General features: G+C 73.8%; 21 protein-coding genes and 1 riboswitch. Of the genes, 4 read left to right on the top strand and 17 right to left on the bottom strand.

What is annotated here, in order from left to right:
* Positions 1–29 precede the first annotated feature (29 nt).
* Positions 30–482 carry an EVE domain-containing protein gene (locus AC2CHG_RS22445; protein ID WP_357208980.1) on the bottom strand — a complete coding sequence of 151 codons (453 nt, stop codon included), beginning with the start codon at positions 480–482 and terminating at the stop codon, positions 30–32.
* Positions 483–610: 128 nt separating this feature from the next.
* Positions 611–721: riboswitch (SAM riboswitch) on the top strand.
* A gap of 33 nt (positions 722–754) precedes the next feature.
* On the opposite strand from AC2CHG_RS22445, the gene AC2CHG_RS22450 reads away from it, so the two are divergent.
* From AC2CHG_RS22450 to AC2CHG_RS22465, 4 genes are all read left to right on the top strand, one after another.
* Positions 755–880 (top strand): hypothetical protein, encoded by a 126-nt coding sequence (locus AC2CHG_RS22450; RefSeq protein WP_013286752.1) that lies wholly within the window; start codon positions 755–757, stop codon positions 878–880.
* Between the two features lie 110 nt (positions 881–990).
* Entirely contained in the window at positions 991–1,845 is an 855-nt protein-coding gene (locus AC2CHG_RS22455; protein ID WP_262011842.1) for an ABC transporter substrate-binding protein, read from the top strand.
* A gap of 38 nt (positions 1,846–1,883) precedes the next feature.
* Positions 1,884–2,660, top strand: coding sequence for an amino acid ABC transporter permease (locus AC2CHG_RS22460; RefSeq protein ID WP_135240538.1), 777 nt, complete (start codon positions 1,884–1,886; stop codon positions 2,658–2,660).
* Positions 2,657–3,397, top strand: a complete 741-nt coding sequence (locus tag AC2CHG_RS22465; RefSeq protein WP_262011843.1) for an amino acid ABC transporter ATP-binding protein — start codon at positions 2,657–2,659, stop codon at positions 3,395–3,397. The genes AC2CHG_RS22460 and AC2CHG_RS22465 overlap by 4 nt, the downstream gene beginning before the upstream one ends.
* A 13-nt stretch (positions 3,398–3,410) precedes the next feature.
* Here AC2CHG_RS22465 and AC2CHG_RS22470 read toward each other — a convergent pair whose 3' ends face one another.
* The 16 genes from AC2CHG_RS22470 to AC2CHG_RS22545 all read right to left on the bottom strand — a co-directional run.
* A complete protein-coding gene (locus AC2CHG_RS22470) occupies positions 3,411–4,331 on the bottom strand; it encodes a carbohydrate ABC transporter permease (protein WP_262011844.1) in 921 nt (306 codons plus the stop codon).
* On the bottom strand, positions 4,328–5,353 hold the full coding sequence (locus tag AC2CHG_RS22475; protein ID WP_262011845.1) for an ABC transporter permease: 1,026 nt from the start codon (positions 5,351–5,353) through the stop codon (positions 4,328–4,330). Before AC2CHG_RS22475 ends, AC2CHG_RS22470 begins: the two co-directional genes overlap by 4 nt.
* Positions 5,350–7,029, bottom strand: a complete 1,680-nt coding sequence (locus AC2CHG_RS22480; protein ID WP_357208984.1) for an extracellular solute-binding protein — start codon at positions 7,027–7,029, stop codon at positions 5,350–5,352. Before AC2CHG_RS22480 ends, AC2CHG_RS22475 begins: the two co-directional genes overlap by 4 nt.
* 107 nt (positions 7,030–7,136) lie before the next feature.
* Positions 7,137–7,826 (bottom strand): RibD family protein, encoded by a 690-nt coding sequence (locus tag AC2CHG_RS22485; protein ID WP_318334389.1) that lies wholly within the window; start codon positions 7,824–7,826, stop codon positions 7,137–7,139.
* Positions 7,823–8,452, bottom strand: coding sequence for a GTP cyclohydrolase II (locus tag AC2CHG_RS22490; protein WP_484525506.1), 630 nt, complete (start codon positions 8,450–8,452; stop codon positions 7,823–7,825). The genes AC2CHG_RS22485 and AC2CHG_RS22490 overlap by 4 nt, the downstream gene beginning before the upstream one ends.
* A 69-nt stretch (positions 8,453–8,521) precedes the next feature.
* On the bottom strand, positions 8,522–9,427 hold the full coding sequence (locus AC2CHG_RS22495; RefSeq protein WP_484525511.1) for a lysylphosphatidylglycerol synthase transmembrane domain-containing protein: 906 nt from the start codon (positions 9,425–9,427) through the stop codon (positions 8,522–8,524).
* Between the two features lie 138 nt (positions 9,428–9,565).
* The gene (locus AC2CHG_RS22500; RefSeq protein ID WP_355508022.1) at positions 9,566–10,375 is read right to left on the bottom strand and encodes a small ribosomal subunit Rsm22 family protein; all 810 of its coding nucleotides are present in this window, start codon (positions 10,373–10,375) and stop codon (positions 9,566–9,568) included.
* Complete coding sequence (locus AC2CHG_RS22505) at positions 10,372–11,409, bottom strand: glycosyltransferase family 4 protein (RefSeq protein WP_484525507.1); 1,038 nt, start codon at positions 11,407–11,409, stop codon at positions 10,372–10,374. The genes AC2CHG_RS22500 and AC2CHG_RS22505 overlap by 4 nt, the downstream gene beginning before the upstream one ends.
* Positions 11,410–11,413: 4 nt before the next feature.
* Positions 11,414–11,812 (bottom strand): 6-pyruvoyl trahydropterin synthase family protein, encoded by a 399-nt coding sequence (locus AC2CHG_RS22510; protein ID WP_262011851.1) that lies wholly within the window; start codon positions 11,810–11,812, stop codon positions 11,414–11,416.
* Between the two features lie 2 nt (positions 11,813–11,814).
* Positions 11,815–12,834 (bottom strand): zinc-dependent alcohol dehydrogenase, encoded by a 1,020-nt coding sequence (locus AC2CHG_RS22515; protein ID WP_484525508.1) that lies wholly within the window; start codon positions 12,832–12,834, stop codon positions 11,815–11,817.
* A 49-nt stretch (positions 12,835–12,883) separates the two neighbouring features.
* Complete coding sequence (locus tag AC2CHG_RS22520; RefSeq protein ID WP_262011853.1) at positions 12,884–13,156, bottom strand: hypothetical protein; 273 nt, start codon at positions 13,154–13,156, stop codon at positions 12,884–12,886.
* A 95-nt stretch (positions 13,157–13,251) separates the two neighbouring features.
* Positions 13,252–14,304: an ABC transporter ATP-binding protein gene (locus tag AC2CHG_RS22525; protein ID WP_484525509.1), complete on the bottom strand. Its 1,053-nt coding sequence runs from the start codon at positions 14,302–14,304 to the stop codon at positions 13,252–13,254.
* Positions 14,301–15,098 carry an ABC transporter permease gene (locus tag AC2CHG_RS22530; RefSeq protein WP_355508032.1) on the bottom strand — a complete coding sequence of 266 codons (798 nt, stop codon included), beginning with the start codon at positions 15,096–15,098 and terminating at the stop codon, positions 14,301–14,303. The genes AC2CHG_RS22525 and AC2CHG_RS22530 overlap by 4 nt, the downstream gene beginning before the upstream one ends.
* Entirely contained in the window at positions 15,095–15,877 is a 783-nt protein-coding gene (gene modA, locus AC2CHG_RS22535) for a molybdate ABC transporter substrate-binding protein (protein WP_262011856.1), read from the bottom strand. Before modA ends, AC2CHG_RS22530 begins: the two co-directional genes overlap by 4 nt.
* Positions 15,874–16,281 carry a TOBE domain-containing protein gene (locus AC2CHG_RS22540; RefSeq protein ID WP_135240553.1) on the bottom strand — a complete coding sequence of 136 codons (408 nt, stop codon included), beginning with the start codon at positions 16,279–16,281 and terminating at the stop codon, positions 15,874–15,876. Before AC2CHG_RS22540 ends, modA begins: the two co-directional genes overlap by 4 nt.
* 93 nt (positions 16,282–16,374) lie before the next feature.
* Positions 16,375–17,171 (bottom strand): HAD-IC family P-type ATPase (locus AC2CHG_RS22545; RefSeq protein ID WP_484525510.1); only part of this gene is annotated, 797 nt, incomplete at its 5' end.

Below are 17,171 nucleotides of genomic sequence, written 5' to 3' on the forward strand. Positions count from 1 at the left end.
CCCGGGCACCGGCGCGCCGGACGGGCCGGTCAGCCGCCGCCGTCGCGGGGCAGGTAGGCGCGCAGCGCCTCGAACTGGGCCACTGTCAGGTAGGACGGGTTCGCCGCCTGCGGCTGCCGGAGCACCTCCGCGCCGGCCAGCCGCGGGTCGGCGCGCAGCACCTCGCGGCGTACCCGCAGCGGCTCGTCCAGGATCGTCAGGTCCAGCGGCGCGGTCCACGCCTCGCCCGGCGCACCCGGCTCCGGCGGGGCGGCGATCCGGCCGACGCCCCAGACGCCGTACGGCGCCCGGCCCCTGCTGCCGCTGGCCCAGAACACGACCGGCTGACCGGCGCGCATCAGCCGTACCCGGTAACCCGGTCGGACGCACCAGCCGGTGACGCGCGGGTCGGCGACGAAGCGGGCCGTCAGGTCCACCGCGTCCGCGTTCCCCTTGATCAACCACGCACCGAGGTCGTCGACTGCCACCCGCCGGTCGCTCATTCGCCCATTCTGCGGCTCACCGGCCGCACCCGCGCGGCAGGCGTCCCGGCCCGCCGGTGCGGGGGCCACGTGAGGGTGGTCATAACCGCTGGACGACCACCTCGGCGGTGCTGCTAGCCTTCTGGGCAGGTCATGAGCGCCAGCGCGAAGCCCCGGCTCGCTGGCCGGCAACCCTCCTCCGCGGTGGGGTGCCCCGGGTGAAGACCAGGCACCGGCAGCCGCCGGTGCAAGCGTGGCCTGGCACCCAGGTCAGCAACAGACCAGGGAGACCGATGTCCGCACCACCCTCCACCCCGTCCGGCGACGTCGCCGCGTACCCGGCCCGCTTCGCGCTGGTCAAGCGCCGCCACGTCGACCTGATGCGGGTGTGCAGCGACGCCTGTCGCCTCGCGCGCTGAGCGAACGCCACTCCTCCTTTCCCCGTTCCACCCTTCTCCGGCCCGGCCGTCCGTCCGGCGGGCCGGCGTCGACGCGCACCGCGCGCGTCCATCCACTCTGGAGAGACATCGTGCGTTTCCGTACCGTCCTGACCCGTGCCGCCGCCGTCGGCGCGGCCGCCCTGCTCGCCGTCACCGCGCTCACCGCCTGCGGCAACGACGACACCGCCGCGGCCGACAACCCGTACGGCCTGCTCCAGCCCGGCGTGATCCGCGCCGGCACGCTCACCGACGCCCCGCCGAACGTCTTCCTGAAGGACGGTGAGTTCACCGGCTTCGACAACGAGCTGCTGCGTGCCGTGGCCGCCAAGATCGACCTGAAGGTGGAGTTCGTCGGCACCGACTTCTCCGGCCTGCTCGCGCAGGTCAACAGCGGCAAGTTCGACGTGGGCAGCTCCTCGATCACGATCACCGAGGCGCGCAAGAAGACAGTGGACTTCGGCAACGGCTACGACTTCGGCTACTTCGGCCTGGACGTGCCGGCCGGCTCCTCGATCACCGGCTTCGACCAGCTCGCCGGCAAGCGCGTGGTGGTGGTCCAGGGCACGGTGCAGGACGACTACGCCACCAAGCAGAACCTCGACCCGGTGCGGGTGCCCGACTACAACAGCGCGATCAACCAGCTCAAGGCCGGTACCGCTGACGCCTGGATCGCCCCGGCCGAGATCGGCGACAAGTCCGCCGCCGACAGCAACGGCAAGATCAAGGTCGCGGCGAAGCAGCTCAGCCCCACCCCTACCGCGTACGCGGTGGCGAAGGGCGACGACAAGCTGCGCGAGGCGCTGAACAAGGGCCTCGACGAGGTCATCGCCGACGGCACGTGGAGCCGCCTGCAGGCCGAGTACTACCCGGGGCGGCCGATCCCGGCCGACTTCAAGCCGGGCAGCGGGTCGGTGGCGGTGCCGTCGCCGTCGGCCGCCTCCTGAACCGGTAACCGAGCACGAGCGGGGCGGACGGAGCGGACATGGATCCACTGAGCACGCTGTGGGAGACGTTCTTCGACTGGGACTCGATGCGCGAGGCGCTGCCCGAGATGCTCACCGTCGGGCTGCCCAACACGCTCACCCTGGCGGTCTCCGCCGCCCTGCTCGGCTCGGTGCTGGGCATGCTGCTGGCCGTCGCCGGCATCTCGCGTACCCGATGGTTGCGGTGGCCGGCACGGGTCTACACCGACGTGTTCCGCGGCCTGCCGGCCGCGGCGACCATCCTCCTGATCGGCGTGGGCCTGGCGCCGCTCGGCATGCAGGTGTGGGGCCCGAACCCGTATCCGCTGGGCGTGCTGGCGCTGTCCCTGATCGCCGCCGCCTACCTCGGTGAGATCTTCCGGGCGGGCATCCTCAGCGTGGAGGCCGCCCAGTTGGAGGGCGCGCGGGCGCTCGGCTTCTCCTGGGGCGAGGCGATGCGCCTGGTGATCATCCCGCAGGGCGTACGCCGGGTCCTGCCCGCCTGGGTCAACCAGCTCATCGCGCTGATCAAGGACTCCAGCCTGGTCTACTTCCTCGGCCTGCTGGCCAGCCAGCGGGAGCTGTTCCGGATCGGGCAGGACTACGCGGCCAACACCGGCAACCAGTCCGCGCTGCTGCTGGCCGGGCTGTTCTACCTGGTGCTGACCGTGCCGCTGACCCACGCGGTCAACTGGCTGGACCGGCGGCTGCGGCAGGGCCGCCCGGCCGCGCCGCCCGAGCCCGAGCCCGACGCCGAGCCGGCGGATCTCACCCCGTCCGGAAAGGACCCGCGATGACCACCACCACGACCTCGGTCAGCCTGGCCGTCCGCGACGTGCACCTGGCCTTCGGCGCGCACCGGGTACTGCGCGGCGCGGACCTGGACGTGGCCCGGGGAAGGGCGGCCTGCGTGATCGGCCCGTCCGGCTCCGGCAAGTCGACGCTGCTGCGCACCATCAACCGGCTGATCGAGCCGGACCGGGGTGACGTGCTGCTGGACGGGCGCAGCGTGCTGCGCGACGACCCGGACGCGCTGCGCCAGCGCATCGGCATGGTGTTCCAGCAGTTCAACCTGTTCCCGCACCTGAGCGTGCTGCGCAACATCACGCTGGCGCTGCGCAAACTCAAGAAGATGAGCGAGGACGAGGCGGTGGCGCTGGCCCGCGCCCAGCTCGACCTGGTGGGCCTGGCCGGCAAGGCGGACGCGCGGCCCGCGCAGCTCTCCGGCGGCCAGCAGCAGCGCGTCGCCATCGCGCGGGCGCTCGCGCTGCGCCCGCAGGTGATGCTGTTCGACGAGGCGACCAGCGCGCTGGACCCGGAACTGGTGAAGGGCGTGCTCGCGGTGATGGCGGACCTGGCCGCCGCCGGGATGACGATGGTCGTGGTCACCCACGAGATGGGGTTCGCGCGCAGCGTCGCCGACACGGTGGCGTTCATGGACGCGGGCGTGGTGCTGGAGGCCGGGCCACCGGAGGCGGTGTTCGAGGCGCCGGAGCACCCACGACTGCGACGCTTCCTGTCCCAGGTGCTGTGACAGACCCGCGGCCTCAGCCCTTCACCGCGCCGATCAGCACGCCCTTGACGAAGTGCCGCTGGATGAACGGGTAGACCGCGACGATCGGCGCGACGGTCAGCACCACCACCGCCATCTTGACCGCCTCGGTCGGCGGCATGGTCACCCCGCTGCTGCCGCCGGAGGTGTGCGGGGCCTGCCCGGCCAGCAGGTAGCTCTGGAGCACCCGCTGGATCGGGTACATGTCGTTGCGGTCGATGAACAGCAACGCGTCGAACCAGACGTTCCAGTAGCTGACCGCGTAGAACAGGCCGACCACGGCGATCACCGCGCGGGACAGCGGCAGCACGATACGCGCGAGCGTCCGGAAGTCACTCGCGCCGTCGATGCGGGCGCTGTCCAGCAGTTCCGACGGGATGCCCTGGAAGAACCCGCGCACCACGACCAGGTTGAACACGCTGATCGCCGGCGGCAGGACCAGCGCCCAGATGGTGTCCTTCAGGCCCAGCCCGGTGACCACCAGGTAGCGCGGCACCAGCGGCGGATAGACCAGGAACGGGATCAGGAAGTACGCCAGCAGCCAGCGGTGGCCCAGCGAGCCCGGCCGGGACAGCCCGTACGCGGCGAGCACGGTGACGGTCAGCGCGATGGCGGTGCCGAAGACGGTGACCAGCGTGCTGATCCACAGCGCCCGGGTCACCGCACCGCCGGCGAAGATCGTCTCGTACGCGGACGTGTCGATGCCCCGGGGCACGACCACCAGACCGCCGGCCCGCGCGATGGTCTCCCGGGAGGAGAGGCTGGTCACCAGGATCACCCAGAGCGGAAAGAGTACGCCCGCCACCAGCACGGTGAGCAGGACGGCCTTGAGCCCCTGGCCGACCGGGGTGGGCGGTTCCTGCCACACCGGCCGGCGGGATCGGTCGCCGGCGGCCCGGCGGATCAGCGTGGTCATGACTTCGAGTAGATCCCTCGTTCGCCGAGCATGTGCGCCACGCGGTTCGCGGCCAGGATGAGAACCAGCCCGATGACGGCCTTGAACAGTCCGGCCGCGGCGCCGTAGCCGTAGTTCCCGGTGGCGATGGAGAAGTGGTAGACGAAGGTGTCGAGCACCTCGGCGGCCTGCCGGCCGACGGCGTCGCGTTGCAGCAGGAACTGCTCGAACCCGACCGAGAGCGCGTCGCCCAGCCGCAGGATGAGCAGCAGCACGATCACCGGGCGCAGGCCGGGCAGCGTGATGTGCCACAGCCGCCGCCACCGGCCGGCGCCGTCCGCGGCGGCGGCCTCGTAGAGGTTCTGGTCGATGGTGGACAGCGCGGCGAGGAAGACGATGGTGCCCCAGCCGACGTCCTTCCACACCGCCTCGACGGTGACCAGGACGATGAACGTGTCCGGGTTGGTCATCACGTTCCACGGTTGCATCCCGGCCTCGCGCATGCTCTGGGCGAGCAGCCCGGCGCCGCCGAGCATCGCGACGAAGAACGTCACCACCAGTACCCAGCTGAAGAAGTGCGGCAGGTAGACGATCGTCTGGATCAGCCCGCGCAGCCGGCTGGACAGCAGGTTGTGCAGTGCGATCGCCAGCAGGATCGGCAGCGGGAAGAAGAAGACGAGCTGGAACGCGGTGATCGCCAGCGTGTTGCGGAACGCGTCCCAGAACGCCGGGTCGTCGAACAGCAGCTGGAACTGCCCGAAGCCGATCCAGTCGCTGTGCAGGAACGCCTGCCAGGGGTTGTCGCCCAGGTAGGGGTTGTAGTCCTGGAACGCGATCACGTTGCCGGCGATCGGCAGGTAACTGAAGATCAGCAGGATGAGGAAGCCGGGCGCCACCATGGCGAGCAGTTGCCAGTCCCGGCGCAGCCGGGTGCGCAGCGGCACCCGGCGGCGGGACGGGCGGCGTCGGGGCGGGCGGCCGGGTGGGGCCGGCGCGTCCGGCCGGGCCCGTTCGGGCCCGGCCAGGACGGCCGGCTCGTTCACCGGCCCTCCTTGGGCAGCGAGTCGGCGAGCAGCTTGCGGGCCTCCTCGCCGCCGTTCGCCTTCCACTCCTTGACGATGGCGTCCACGTCGCTGAGCGGCCGGCGGCCGCGCAGCACGTCGGTGAACTTGTCCTCGGTGGGCACCTGGTTGGCCTTGTAGGCCGCGGGCATCTCCAGCTTCACCCCGGCCCAGGGGTTGGGCTCCATGTGCTTGACCATCTCGTTGGAGTACGCGAGCACGTCCGGCACGAAGCGCGGGGTGTCCGGGAACGGCCCGATGGTGGGGTTGCGGCCGCTGATGAAGAAGTACTGGTTGGCGATCTCCTTGAACGCCAGGTCGGTCTTGACGGGACCGTTCGGTGACGGGGTGTGGTGCTTGCCCGCGACCCCGAAGTCCCGCAGCTGCGCCTCCTGGCTGCCGAGCGGCGCGGAGCACCAGTTGATGATCCGCAGCAGTTCCTGGACCCGGTCCTTGCCGAGGCCCTTCTTGACGAACGTGTAGGAGATCGGCTCGTCGTCGCCCCAGACCAGCGGGTCGCCGCCGGTGGCGGAGAAGATCGGCACCGGCTGGATGTTCAGCTTCGGGTTGGTCTTCTGGTGCTCGGCCTGGGCGCCCTGCCAGAAGCCGACGCCGTCCTGGAGGAAGACGATCGCGCCGTTCTTGGCGAACAGCTGCTTGGCGTCCGCGCCCTTGCTGGCCATGATGTCCGGGTGGACCAGGCCGTCCGCGTAGATCTTGGCCATGACCTCCAGCGCGCGGCGGAACTCCGGGGTCTCGTACTTGAACTCGGGGGTGCCGTCCGGCTTGACCCGCCATCCGCCCTTGTGGCCCGGCACCTTGTGGAACATCTGGATCATGGCGAAGACGTCGTTGAACGCCCACACCTTGCGCGCCGGGTCGGTGACCTGCTTGGCCGCGGCGAGCAGGTCGTCCAGGTTCGCCGGCACGCCCAGGCCGCGGGCGTCGAGCACGTCCTTGCGGGTGAACAGCGCCCACGGGAACGGCCCGTCCGTGGGGTTGGGCACGGACATGATCCGCTCGTTCCACACCGCCCGCCGCCAGGCTCCGGTGGGGAAGCTCGCCAGCATCGGGTACGCGGCGGCGGCGTCGCCCTTGAGGTGGTCGGTCAGGTCCTCGAAGAGCACCTTGATCGCCTCGGCGAAGCGCGGGATCTTCTCCACCTCCCACCCCGGCACGCACAGCAGGTCCGGTACGTCCCGCGCGCCGAGCATCGCGTTGAGCTTGTCGGCGTACGTGTTGCCGTCCTGGATGGTGAAGTTGACTGGTACGCCCAGCTCGGCGTTCACGGCCTGGAGGTAGGCGCTCTGCGCGGCTCCGGGCGGTGCCGGACCCCAGGCGGGGGTCATCGCGGTGACCTGCTTGCCGCTGGTGCCGGGCTTGTCGGTGATGGCGTCGACGAGGTTCGCCGGGTAGCTGGTGTAGCCGTCGGGCACCGGGCGCGTACCCGTGATGTCGGGTTTGATGCCGCCGGGCAGGTCCTTGCGGGTGGGCAGCAGGCCGGAGACGGCGTCGAGGTTCTGGGCGGCGCCGGAGCCGGCCGGCTTCTCCGAGCAGCCGGCGAGCAGCGGGCCGGTGGCGGTGGCGGCCACGCCGAGGCCGACCAGGCCGAGGAAGCGGCGGCGGGAGGAGCCCGGGTCGGGGTGGTGCGCGGTCATCGGTCCCCCTTCGGGAAGGGAAGCGCAGTGGATTAGTTCGTATGGATGGTCAACAAACTAATCACGACCGTGAGCTTGCACAAGGGCGGACCGCATCGACACGACGGTCAGGCCGGGCAGCGGTCGGACAGCGCGTACCGGGTGAGGACCACGTCGCCGATCTGGCGCACCTCGACCACCCGGGCCCGACGGCCCGGGTGCCACGGGAAGCGGCCGTCCCCGACGAAGCGCGGCGCCCGCCCGTCCCCCACGAAGAACGGCGCCACGACCAGGTGCAACTCGTCGGCCAGGCCGGCGGTGAGGAACTGGCGGTGGACCGTCCCGCCGCCCTCCACCATCAGGCGCGTCACCCCGCGCCCGGCCAGGTCGGCCACCACCGCCTCCGCGGTGGCCGGATCGCCCGCGTCGACGACAGTGGACACCGCGCCCACCTGCTCGCGGGCCTTGTCCACCACGCCGCTCGGGCAGTACACCAGCTTGAGCCCGTCGCCCGCGGTGAAGAACCGGGCCCGCGGGTCGAGGTCGCCGCTGCCGGTGACGGTCACCTTCACCGGCGACGGCGGCAACCCGCGCGCCGCCCGCTCGGCGCGCCGGTGCTCGCTGCGCACCAGCAGGCGGGGGTCGTCGCGGCGCACGGTGGCCGCACCGACCAGGATCGCGTCGCAACCGGCCCGTGTCGCGTCCACCCGGTCCAGGTCGTCGTCGTTCGACAGCAGCAGCCGCTCGGTGCTCGCGTCGTCGATGTAGCCGTCGATCGACATCGCGCAGCTGAGCAGCACGTACGGGCGGGTGGTCACGGCACGAACGGCAGGTCGAGGGCGTGATCGGCGCGGGTCACCTTGGCCGCCAGGTAGCCGGCGTTGGCGGGCGACAGGTGCACGCCGGTGGACACCCGGTCGGCCACCTTCACGCCCAGCTGCTCGAGCTGGGCCGCCTTGTCCGGGTTGTTGCTGAGCAGGGACACCCGGTCCACGCCCAGCGCGGCGAGCATCTGCGCGGCCACCGTGTAGTCGCGCTCGTCCGCGCCGCGCCCGAGCGCCAGGTTCGCCTCGTACGTGTCGAGGCCGCCGTCCTGCAGGGCGTACGCGTCGAGCTTGGCGTACAGGCCGATGCCGCGCCCCTCCTGCCGCAGGTAGAGCAGGTAGCCGCCGGCCTGGGCGATCCGCTCGACCGCCTCGCGCAACTGCGGGCCGCAGTCGCAGCGCTGGCTGCCGAACACGTCCCCGGTGAGGCACTCGCTGTGCGGGCGGACCAGCGGCGGGTCGGCGTCGGCGTGCTCACCGAGACCGAACGCCAGGTGCTCGCGGCCGTCGACGAGACCGTGGAAGGTGTGCACGCGGGCCGTGGTCACGTAGCCGTCGGGGAACCGGAGCGGAACCGTCACGCGGGTCCGGACCGTCGCGGTGGGCAGCGTTTCGTCCATGGTTCTCCTGTCGTCCGGTCGCCGGGCGGACCCGGCGACGCACACCTCGCTCCCCCACCGTAGGCGGGATCACCGACAGTTGCCGGGCTCGCGCCGGGGCAGCCGCCGCGCGAGCAGCACCGCGGCGCCGGGGAGGCTGGCCACCAGCACCAGCGCGCCGTACACCATGCCGGTCGCCACACCCTGCGCGGCGGTCAGCCCGGCCGAGGCGAACGCCCACGCGGCCACCCCCTCGCGCGGCCCGAAACCACCCACGTTCAGCGGCACCGCCATCGCCAGCAGCGCCAGCAGCGTCAGCGGCAGCAGGTGCGACAGCGGCGCGTCCGTGCCGGCCGTGCGAGCGGCCACCACGAACGTGGCCAGGTGACCGGCGAACACCACTGTCGAGGCGACCACCACGCCGGCCCAGGTCCGGCGGCCCAGCACGCCGGAGCGGACGTCGGCGACAGCGGTCCGGGCGGCCCGGGCGAAGCGGGACGCCCCGGAGCGGGGCACCGCGCGGGCGGCGAGCACCAGCGCCAGCGCGACCACGGCGAGCACTGCCGCCAGCGCCGGCAGGTACCGGCGTACCGGCGACGGGAACGCGGCGAGCAGCGCCACCGCGATGACCACCTGCACCACCTGCCCGGCGGTGCGCTCCCACACCACCGCCCGCACGCCCCGGGCCACGTCCCCGGCGTCGCGGCCGTGCCGAACCGCCCGGTGCACGTCGCCGAGCACGCCGCCGGGCAGCGTGGAGTTGAGGAAGACCGCCCGGTAGCAGTGCGCCACCGCGGCGCGCATCGGTAGCCGTACGCCCAGCCCACCGGCGACCAGCGACCAGCGCCAGGCGCAGCAGACGGTGGTGATCACGCCGATGCCGAGCGCGGCGGCCAGCGCGGGCGCGTCGATCAGCCGCAACCCGGCCAGGAACGGGCCGGTGCCCACCGACGCGACGAGCGCGGCGAGCACCGCGAGCCCGAGCAGCGGGCGGATCCAGGCCCGGCCCGCCCGGGCCCGGCGCGGCGGCGCGGGCGTGACAGCCGGTACGGGTCCGGCGACGGCGACGGCGACGTGTGACAAACGGTCCTCCCTCGTTCCCACCGGTTGTCACGTGCCAGCAGCCGGTTCGGTTCAGCCGGTGAGCAGGTCCGCGTGGTGCAGCACCACGTCGAGCCGCCCGGCGGCGGCCTCGGCGAGCCGCCACTTCTGATACGTCGCGGCGGGCCCGGACAGATGCGGTCGTTCCTCGATCGCCGCGTCGACCCAGCCGGTGAGCCACTCGGCGGCCAGTTCCGCCTGCTCCGGGCCGAGCCGCCACGGGGTCGGCCGCACGAGCGTCTCGACGCCGTGGCGGCGGAAGGCGGCCACCGTGACGTCCACGGCGTCCGGCCCGAGCAGCACCCGGCCGTCGACGGTGCGGCGCTGGTGGGCGTTGAACGCCGCGGTCAGCTCGGCGTCCAGCGGGTCCGGCGGGGTGAACTCGGCCCGTCCGGTCACGGTGAGCGCGAACAGCGTCGGGTGGCCGGCGCAGGCCGCCGCCATCCGCTCGACCTCCTCCGCGGTGAGCATGTCCAGCAGCGCCGACGCGGTGATGAGGTGGGCGTCGGCCAGGTCGGCGGCGGTCAGCCGGGTGACGTCGGAGCCGCGCGTGGTCACGGTGACCTCGGCGCCGTCCGCGGCGGTGAGCCGCCCGGCCCGGGCCAGCGCCAGCAGGTCCGCGTCGCGTTCGTGCAGCACCCAGCGCTGCGGGCCGGGCAGCCGGGGCGCGAGCCAGCGGGCCATCGATCCGGTGCCGCTGCCCAGGTCGTGCACGACGAGCGGCCGGCCGGCGGGCAGCCGATCGCGGACCGCGTCGGCCAGCTCGGTGCTGCGGGCCGCCGCGTCGGCCGGCTCGCGCAGTCGCAGCCAGTCCGCGAAGCCGGGCGGGAGTGAGGTGGTCATGCGGCGGTCGCCTCCTTCAGTGCCGTCGCCAGCCGGTCCACGGTGACCGTCCAGCCGGTGAGGGTGTGCCGCCGCTGCCGGGCGGCGCGGCGCAGCCGGTCCCGCAGGCCCGGGTCGGTGAGCCAGCGGCGCAGCGCCGCGGCGGTCGCGCCCGGGTCGCCCGGCGGCACCAGCAGGCCGGGCCGGTCGCCGTCGGGGGCGTGCCCGAGCGTGTCCGGCAGGCCGCCGGTGTCGCTCGCCAGCACCGGTACGCCCCGGGCCAGCGCCTCGGTGACCACCATCCCGTACGTCTCCCGCCGCGACGGCTGAACCAGCAGATCGGCCGCCGCGTACGTGGCGGCCAGGTCGGGGCCGGTGCGCGGACCGGTGAGCCGGACCCGGCCGGCGAGACCGGTAGCGGTGAGCCGCCCGCGCAGCCGGTCGGCGAACGCCCGGTCCCGGTCCGGTGGACCGACCCAGTCGCAGGTCCAGTCCAGGTCGGCCACCTCGGTGAGCGCGGCGGCGAGCACGTCGTGGCCCTTCACCGGGGTGACCGCGGCGACGCAGAGCAGCCGTCCCCCGCCGGGCGTGCCGTCGGCGACGGGCGCCGGGTCGACGCCGGGTGGCGCGACAGTCACCCGTTCGGGGCGCAGCCGGTAGCGGTCGAGCAGCCGGTCGCGGGTCCACGCGCTGGTGGCGACCACTGCGGTGGCCGCCGCCAGTGACCGTGCCTCCGTCTCGCCCTCGATCGGCAGGTGCACCAGGATCACCAGGCGCAGCCGCGCGGCGTGCGGGGCGAGCACGTCCGGCACGGTCGAGGCGACCAGGCCGTCGAGCAGCACCGGTACGCCGTCGGGCAGCCCGCCGAGCAGCCCGGCCAGGTCGGCGCGTTCCCCCGGCCCCGGATGCGGCCAGCCGCCGGGTACCTGGTGTTCGCGTACCGCCCAGCCGCGCGCGGCCAGACCGCGGCAGACCTGGCGGTCGTAGGCGTTGCCGCCGCTGGGGTCCGCCGGGTCGTCGATGTCGCCCGGCAGCACCACGTGGACGACTGTCATCCGGTCAGAGCGACCGCTCGTAGCTCGCCCACGCGATGTGCGACTCGTGCAGCGTGACGGTGATCCCGGCCAGGCCGCGCGCGCCCTCCCCCAGCCGGCCGGCCGTCACCGCGTCGGCGAGCCGGTCGGCGATCGTCCGCGCCAGCACCTCGGTGGTGGTGTTCACCCCGGCGAAGGCGGGCTCGTCGTCGAGGTTGCGGTAGTTCAGCTCGGCGAGCACGGCCCTGAGCTGCTCGGTGGCCAGCCCGATGTCGACCACGATCCCGTCGTCGTCCAGCTCGGCGCGGCGGAACGTGGCGTCGACGACGAACGTCGCCCCGTGCAGCCGCTGCGCCGGGCCGAAGACCTCGCCGCGGAAGCTGTGGGCGACCATCATGTGGTCCCGGACGGTCACGCTGAACACGATCACTCCTCGCCGTAGGTGATGAGATGACACAGCGCCGGCAGCTCACCCGAGGCGAGCCGGTCCAGCACGTCGGGCAGGTCGTCGAAGCGGGACCGGCCGGTGAGCAACGCGTCGAACACCGGGTCGGCCAGCAGGTCCAGGGCGAGCGCGAGCCGGTCGGCGTAGCTGCGGTCGGCCCGCCGGGGCGAGACGGTGCCGACCTGGCTGCTGCGGATGCCCAGCCGTCGGGAGTGGAACGCGCCGCCCAGCGCCAGCGTGACCGGCCGGTCGCCGTACCAGCTCAGCTCCAGCACGGTGCCCTCGGGGCGCAGCAGCTCCAGGCCGCGTTGCAGCCCGTCGGCGGTGGCGCTGGCGTGCACCACCAGGTCGCGCTCGCCGGTGGCGTCGGCGGGTGTGGCGAAGTCGGCGCCGAGCGCGGCGGCCACACCGGCGCGGGCCGGGTCGGCGTCGACCAGTTCGACGCGTACGCCGGGGAAGCGGGTCAGCAGCGCGGTCACCGCGCAGCCGACCATCCCGCCGCCGATCACGGTGACCCGGTCGCCGACCAGCGGGGCGGCGTCCCACAGCGCGTTCACAGCCGTCTCCACGGTGCCGGCCAGCACGGCGCGCTCGGCCGGTACGCCGTCCGGCACGACGGTCACGGCGTCGGCCGGCACCACGTACGCGCTCTGGTGCGGGTAGAGGCAGAAGACGGTACGGCCGAGCAGCCGCTCGTCGCCCGCCTCGACGGTGCCGACGCTGAGGTAGCCGTACTTGACCGGTGCCGGGAAGTCGCCCTCCTGGAACGGCGCGCGCATGGCGTCGTGCTGGTCGGCCGGGACGCGGCCGGTGAACACCAGCGTCTCGGTGCCGCGGCTGACACCCGAGAAGCGGGTGCGGACCAGCACCTCACCGGGGCCTGGGTCGGCGAGCCGGACCGGCCGGATCTCGCCCTCGCCGGGGGCGCGGAGCCAGAACGCGTGGGCGTCGACCGTCACGAACTCTCCTCTTCCCCGCATTCCGACCGAGTTGTCGATCATAAACACGGAAGCGGGGCATCAGCGGTTCGAACCGCCCGCGACCTGACGCTCAAGCGGCGCGCCGGCGCTGCTCCGTACGCCAGGTCTCGGCCTCGGCCCGGTCGGAGTCCCGGTCCCCGGCCAGTTCCATGGCGCGGTGGGCGGCGGTCAGCGCGTCACACGGCGCGACCTGACCGTCACACAGCAGGCTTTCGCACCGGCCGGAATCGTCGGGCCGGTGGGCGACGGCAACGTCGTACGCGGCCCGCCAGAGCAACGGGTCGGTGACTCCCCGTGGCAGGTCGGCGTCCAGACTGGACCTGTTGCGGATCGTGTCGGGCACCGTGTCCCCCTTTGCGTCGTCGCTACCGTCCCAGTGACCGGTTGAGCGCAGATCAAACCTCTCACCTGCGCACATGTCGCGACCAGCGGTGTTTGTCACGCCGGATAGGCGCGCGTCTCGGCTGCCTTGACCGCCGCCCAGACCAGGCGGCCGGGGATCAGTCCGAGGTGGGCCGCGGCGGCGGGCGTGACGTCGGCGGCGACCTCGACCGGCCCGGCCAGCTGCACGCGCAGGTTGTCGCCGTGGCGTTGCACACCGGTGACGGTGGCCGCCCACACGTTGCGCGGGCTGCCCTCCGGCCGGGACGGGTGCAGCGCGACGGCGGCCGGCGGATACGCGACGAACGCCTCACCGTGGACGGTGTCGGAGGTGGTGAGCGTCAGCTCACCGACGGTGACGACATGTCCGTCGGCGCGGCCCCGGTGCAGGTTGAGGCCGACCAGCCGGGCCACGTAGTCGGTGCGCGGCCGGGCCGTGACGGTGGCGGCGTCGCCCTCCTGCACCACCCGGCCGTGCTCCACGATGACCAGTCGGTCGGCGAGCACCAGGGCGTCGAGGGGGTCGTGGGTGACGAGCAGCGTCGCGCCGGGGTGCGCGCCGAGGTGGCGCTGGAGTTCGGCGCGGGTGTCCAGCCGGGTCCGGGCGTCGAGCGCGGCGAGCGGCTCGTCGAGCAGCAGCAGCGCCGGGTCGACGGCGAGCGCGCGGGCCAGCGCGACCCGCTGCGCCTGCCCACCGGAGAGCTGCCGGGGCCGGCGCCGGGCCTGGTCACCGAGGCCGACCCGGTCCAGCCACTCCTGGGCCCGGGCGCGGGCGGCGCGCTTGTCGGCGCCCCGGCGGCGCGGCCCGAACGCCACGTTGTCCAGCGCGCTGAGGTGCGGGAACAGCAGGTAGTCCTGGAACACCACGCCGACCGGCCGGCGCTCCGGCGGCGTCCACACCCGGCGGTCCGGCCGGTCCAGGTCGGCGCCGTCGAGCGTGAGGTGACCGGCGGCGAGCGGGTGCAGCCCGGCGAGCACCCGCAGCGCTGTGGTCTTGCCGGCGCCGTTGGGGCCGAGCAGCGCCACCACCTCACCGGCGGCGATGCGCAGCCGCACGTCGAGGGTGAAGCCGTCCCGCTCGGCGACCAGATGCGCGTCCAGCACACTCATGTCGTCCCGACCCATTTGTCGCGCAGCGCGGCGAGGATGACCACGGAGACGGTGAGCAGGATCAGGCTCAGCACGATCGCCGCCTGCAGGTCGGTCTCCAGCGCCAGGTAGACCGCCAGCGGCATGGTCTGCGTGCGGCCGGGATAGTTGCCGGCGAACGTGATGGTGGCGCCGAACTCACCGAGCGCGCGGGCCCAGCAGAGCACCGCCCCGGCCGCCACTCCCGGGGCGACGAGCGGCAGGGTCACCCGGGTGAAGGTGGTGAACCGTCCGGCGCCGAGCGTGGCGGCGGCTTCCTCGTACCGGGGGTCGGCGCCACGAAGCGCCCCCTCGACGGCGATGACCAGGAACGGCATCGCCACGAACGCCTCGGCCAGCACCACCCCGGCGGTGGTGAACGGCAACGTCACCCCGAACGTCTCGTCCAGCCACGACCCGACCAGCCCGCGCCGGCCGAAGACCAGCAGCAGCGCCACGCCGCCGACCACCGGCGGCAGCACCAGCGGCACCGTGACCAGCGCCCGGACCAGCCGCCGGCCGGGGAACTCCACCCGCGCCAAGAGCCAGGCCAGGGGTACGCCGAGCGCCACGCAGAGCAGCGTGGCGACGGTGGCGGTCTCCAGCGACAGCCGCAGCGCGGTGAGCACACCCGGTTCGGTCAGCCGCTGGGGCAGCGTGGTCCAGGGTGCCCGGAGCAGCAGCCCGGCGAGCGGCAGGACGAGGAAGGCCAGTCCCAACCCGGCGGGCACGAGCAGGGCGATCGGCACCCGCTGCCGGCGTACGGCACGGCTCATGTGCCGGAGGGCGCCTGGAACCCGGCGGCGGTGAGCACGGCGAGCCCGGCGTCGGAGCGGACGAAGTCGACGAAGGCGCGAGCGCCGGCCGGGTTGCCGGCGGCGCGCAGCACCACGATCGGGTAGTCGTTCACCGCGCGCGCCGACTCGGGGAACTCGACCGCGTCGAGTCCGGGGGCGGCGCGGACGTCGGTGCGGTAGACCAGTGCCGCGTCGACCTCGCCGAGGCGCAGCTTGGCCAGCGCGCCCTTGACGTCCTGTTCGAGCGTGGCGGGCGTGAGCGGCACACCAGCGGCGTCCAGCGCGGTACGCGCGGCGGCGCCGCAGGGCACCTGCTCCGCGCAGAGCGCCACCTTGACGCCGGGGCGGGCGAGGTCGGCCAGGCCGCCGACCCGGGCCGGGTTGCCTCGGGGTACGGCGACGACGAGCTGGTTGCGTACCAGCACCGCCGGTTCGCCGGCCGCATCACCGGCGTCGGTGACCGTCTTCATGGTGGCCGGGGAGGCGGCGGCGAACACGTCGGCGGGCGCGCCCTGGGTGATCTGGGTGGCGAGGCCCGAGCTGCCGCCGAAGTTGAAAGTGACGGTGCGGCCCGGGTGGGCGGCCTCGTACTCCTTGCCGAGTGTGGTGAACGACTCGGTGAGCGAGGCGGCGGCGAACACGGTCACCGGGCCGGCGCCGTCGGGCCCGGCCGGTTCGTCGGCGCCGCCGCACCCGGTCAGGCCCAGCGCCCCCACCAGCGCGGCGGCGAGCGCGGCGCGGATCCACCGTACGGTCACGGGCTCGTCCTTCCCCTGGGGGTGGCGGCGGGGGCGCGCTCGACCACGACGGTGGTCGACTTGATCACCGCGACGGCGACGGAGCCGACTTGGAGGTCGAGGTCGTCGACGGCCTCGCGGCTCATCAGCGACACCACCCGGAACGGCCCGGCCTGGATGTCCACCTGGGCCATCACGGTGTCCTTCACGACGGCGGTGACGATGCCACGCAGCCGGTTGCGGGCCGAGGACAGCTCGGGGTGGCCGGGCGCGCGGACGAACGCTGCCACGTCGGCGCCGTCGAGCACCCGGTGGCCGTGCTCGTCGCGGGTGGCCGGCAGCTTGCCGGCGTCGATCCAGCGGCGGACCGTGTCCGCGCTGACCCCGAGCAGTTCGGCTGCCTCACCGATCCGGAACACCGTCACGCGCTCACCCTAGCGGCCCGCAGGTGCCAGCCGGAAGGGGCGTGGTGGCTCGCATCCGCGAGCCGCCAGGCGGCTCGGGACCGGAACTGCGGTTCAGTCGGCCGGGGTGATCCGGACCCGGCGTAGCAGCTGGGCGTTGAGCGCCACCACGATCGTCGAGGCGGACATCAGCACCGCGCCCAGCGCCGGACTGAGCGCGATCCCCGCCCAGGCGAGGACACCGGCGGCGAGCGGGATCGCCACCACGTTGTAGCCGGCCGCCCAGGCCAGGTTCTGCCGCATCTTCCGGTACGACGCGCGGGACAGCCGGATCACGCCGCCGACACCGCGCGGGTCGGAGCCGGCGAGCACCACCCCGGCGGACTCGATCGCCACGTCGGTACCGGCGCCGATGGCCAGCCCGACGTCGGCGCGAGCGAGCGCCGGGGCGTCGTTCACGCCGTCGCCGACCATCGCCACCGTCAGTCCCCGGCCGCGCAGCTCGGCCACCGCCTTGTCCTTGTCGGCCGGGAGCACCTCGGCGAAGACCTCGTCGACGCCGGGCCGGAACCCGAGGTCGGCGGCGACCGCCTCGGCGACCGGGCGCGCGTCGCCGGTGATCATCACGATCTTGCGTACGCCGAGGTCGCGCAGCTCGGCCACGGCGGCCCGCGCCTCCGGGCGGACCTGGTCCTCCAGCCCGAACGCGGCGACCACCTCGGGTGGGGCGCCCTCGGGCAGGCGGACCAGGTGCAGCACCGCGGCACCCCGGCCCGACCACTCCCGCGCGGCCCGGGCCAGGTCGTCCGGCACCGCGGCGTCGAGTTCGCGCAGCAGCGCCGGCCCGCCGACCGCCCAGTCCACGCCGTCCACCGTGGCGCGCACACCCCGGCCGGTCAGCGCCCGGAAGC

It is taken from the genome of Micromonospora sp. ATLC20 (genome assembly GCF_057196585.1).

Bases quoted from the DNA above. Each gene is read 5' to 3' on its own strand.
- AC2CHG_RS22445 (WP_357208980.1), bottom strand. From the start codon at position 482: ATGAGCGACCGGCGGGTGGCAGTCGACGACCTCGGTGCGTGGTTGATC.
- AC2CHG_RS22450 (WP_013286752.1), top strand. From the start codon at position 755: ATGTCCGCACCACCCTCCACCCCGTCCGGCGACGTCGCCGCGTACCCG.
- AC2CHG_RS22460 (WP_135240538.1), top strand. From the start codon at position 1,884: ATGGATCCACTGAGCACGCTGTGGGAGACGTTCTTCGACTGGGACTCG.
- AC2CHG_RS22465 (WP_262011843.1), top strand. From the start codon at position 2,657: ATGACCACCACCACGACCTCGGTCAGCCTGGCCGTCCGCGACGTGCAC.
- AC2CHG_RS22470 (WP_262011844.1), bottom strand. From the start codon at position 4,331: ATGACCACGCTGATCCGCCGGGCCGCCGGCGACCGATCCCGCCGGCCG.
- AC2CHG_RS22480 (WP_357208984.1), bottom strand. From the start codon at position 7,029: ATGACCGCGCACCACCCCGACCCGGGCTCCTCCCGCCGCCGCTTCCTC.
- AC2CHG_RS22490 (WP_484525506.1), bottom strand. From the start codon at position 8,452: ATGGACGAAACGCTGCCCACCGCGACGGTCCGGACCCGCGTGACGGTT.
- AC2CHG_RS22500 (WP_355508022.1), bottom strand. From the start codon at position 10,375: ATGACCACCTCACTCCCGCCCGGCTTCGCGGACTGGCTGCGACTGCGC.
- AC2CHG_RS22505 (WP_484525507.1), bottom strand. From the start codon at position 11,409: ATGACAGTCGTCCACGTGGTGCTGCCGGGCGACATCGACGACCCGGCG.
- AC2CHG_RS22515 (WP_484525508.1), bottom strand. From the start codon at position 12,834: ATGATCGACAACTCGGTCGGAATGCGGGGAAGAGGAGAGTTCGTGACG.
- AC2CHG_RS22525 (WP_484525509.1), bottom strand. From the start codon at position 14,304: ATGAGTGTGCTGGACGCGCATCTGGTCGCCGAGCGGGACGGCTTCACC.
- AC2CHG_RS22530 (WP_355508032.1), bottom strand. From the start codon at position 15,098: ATGAGCCGTGCCGTACGCCGGCAGCGGGTGCCGATCGCCCTGCTCGTG.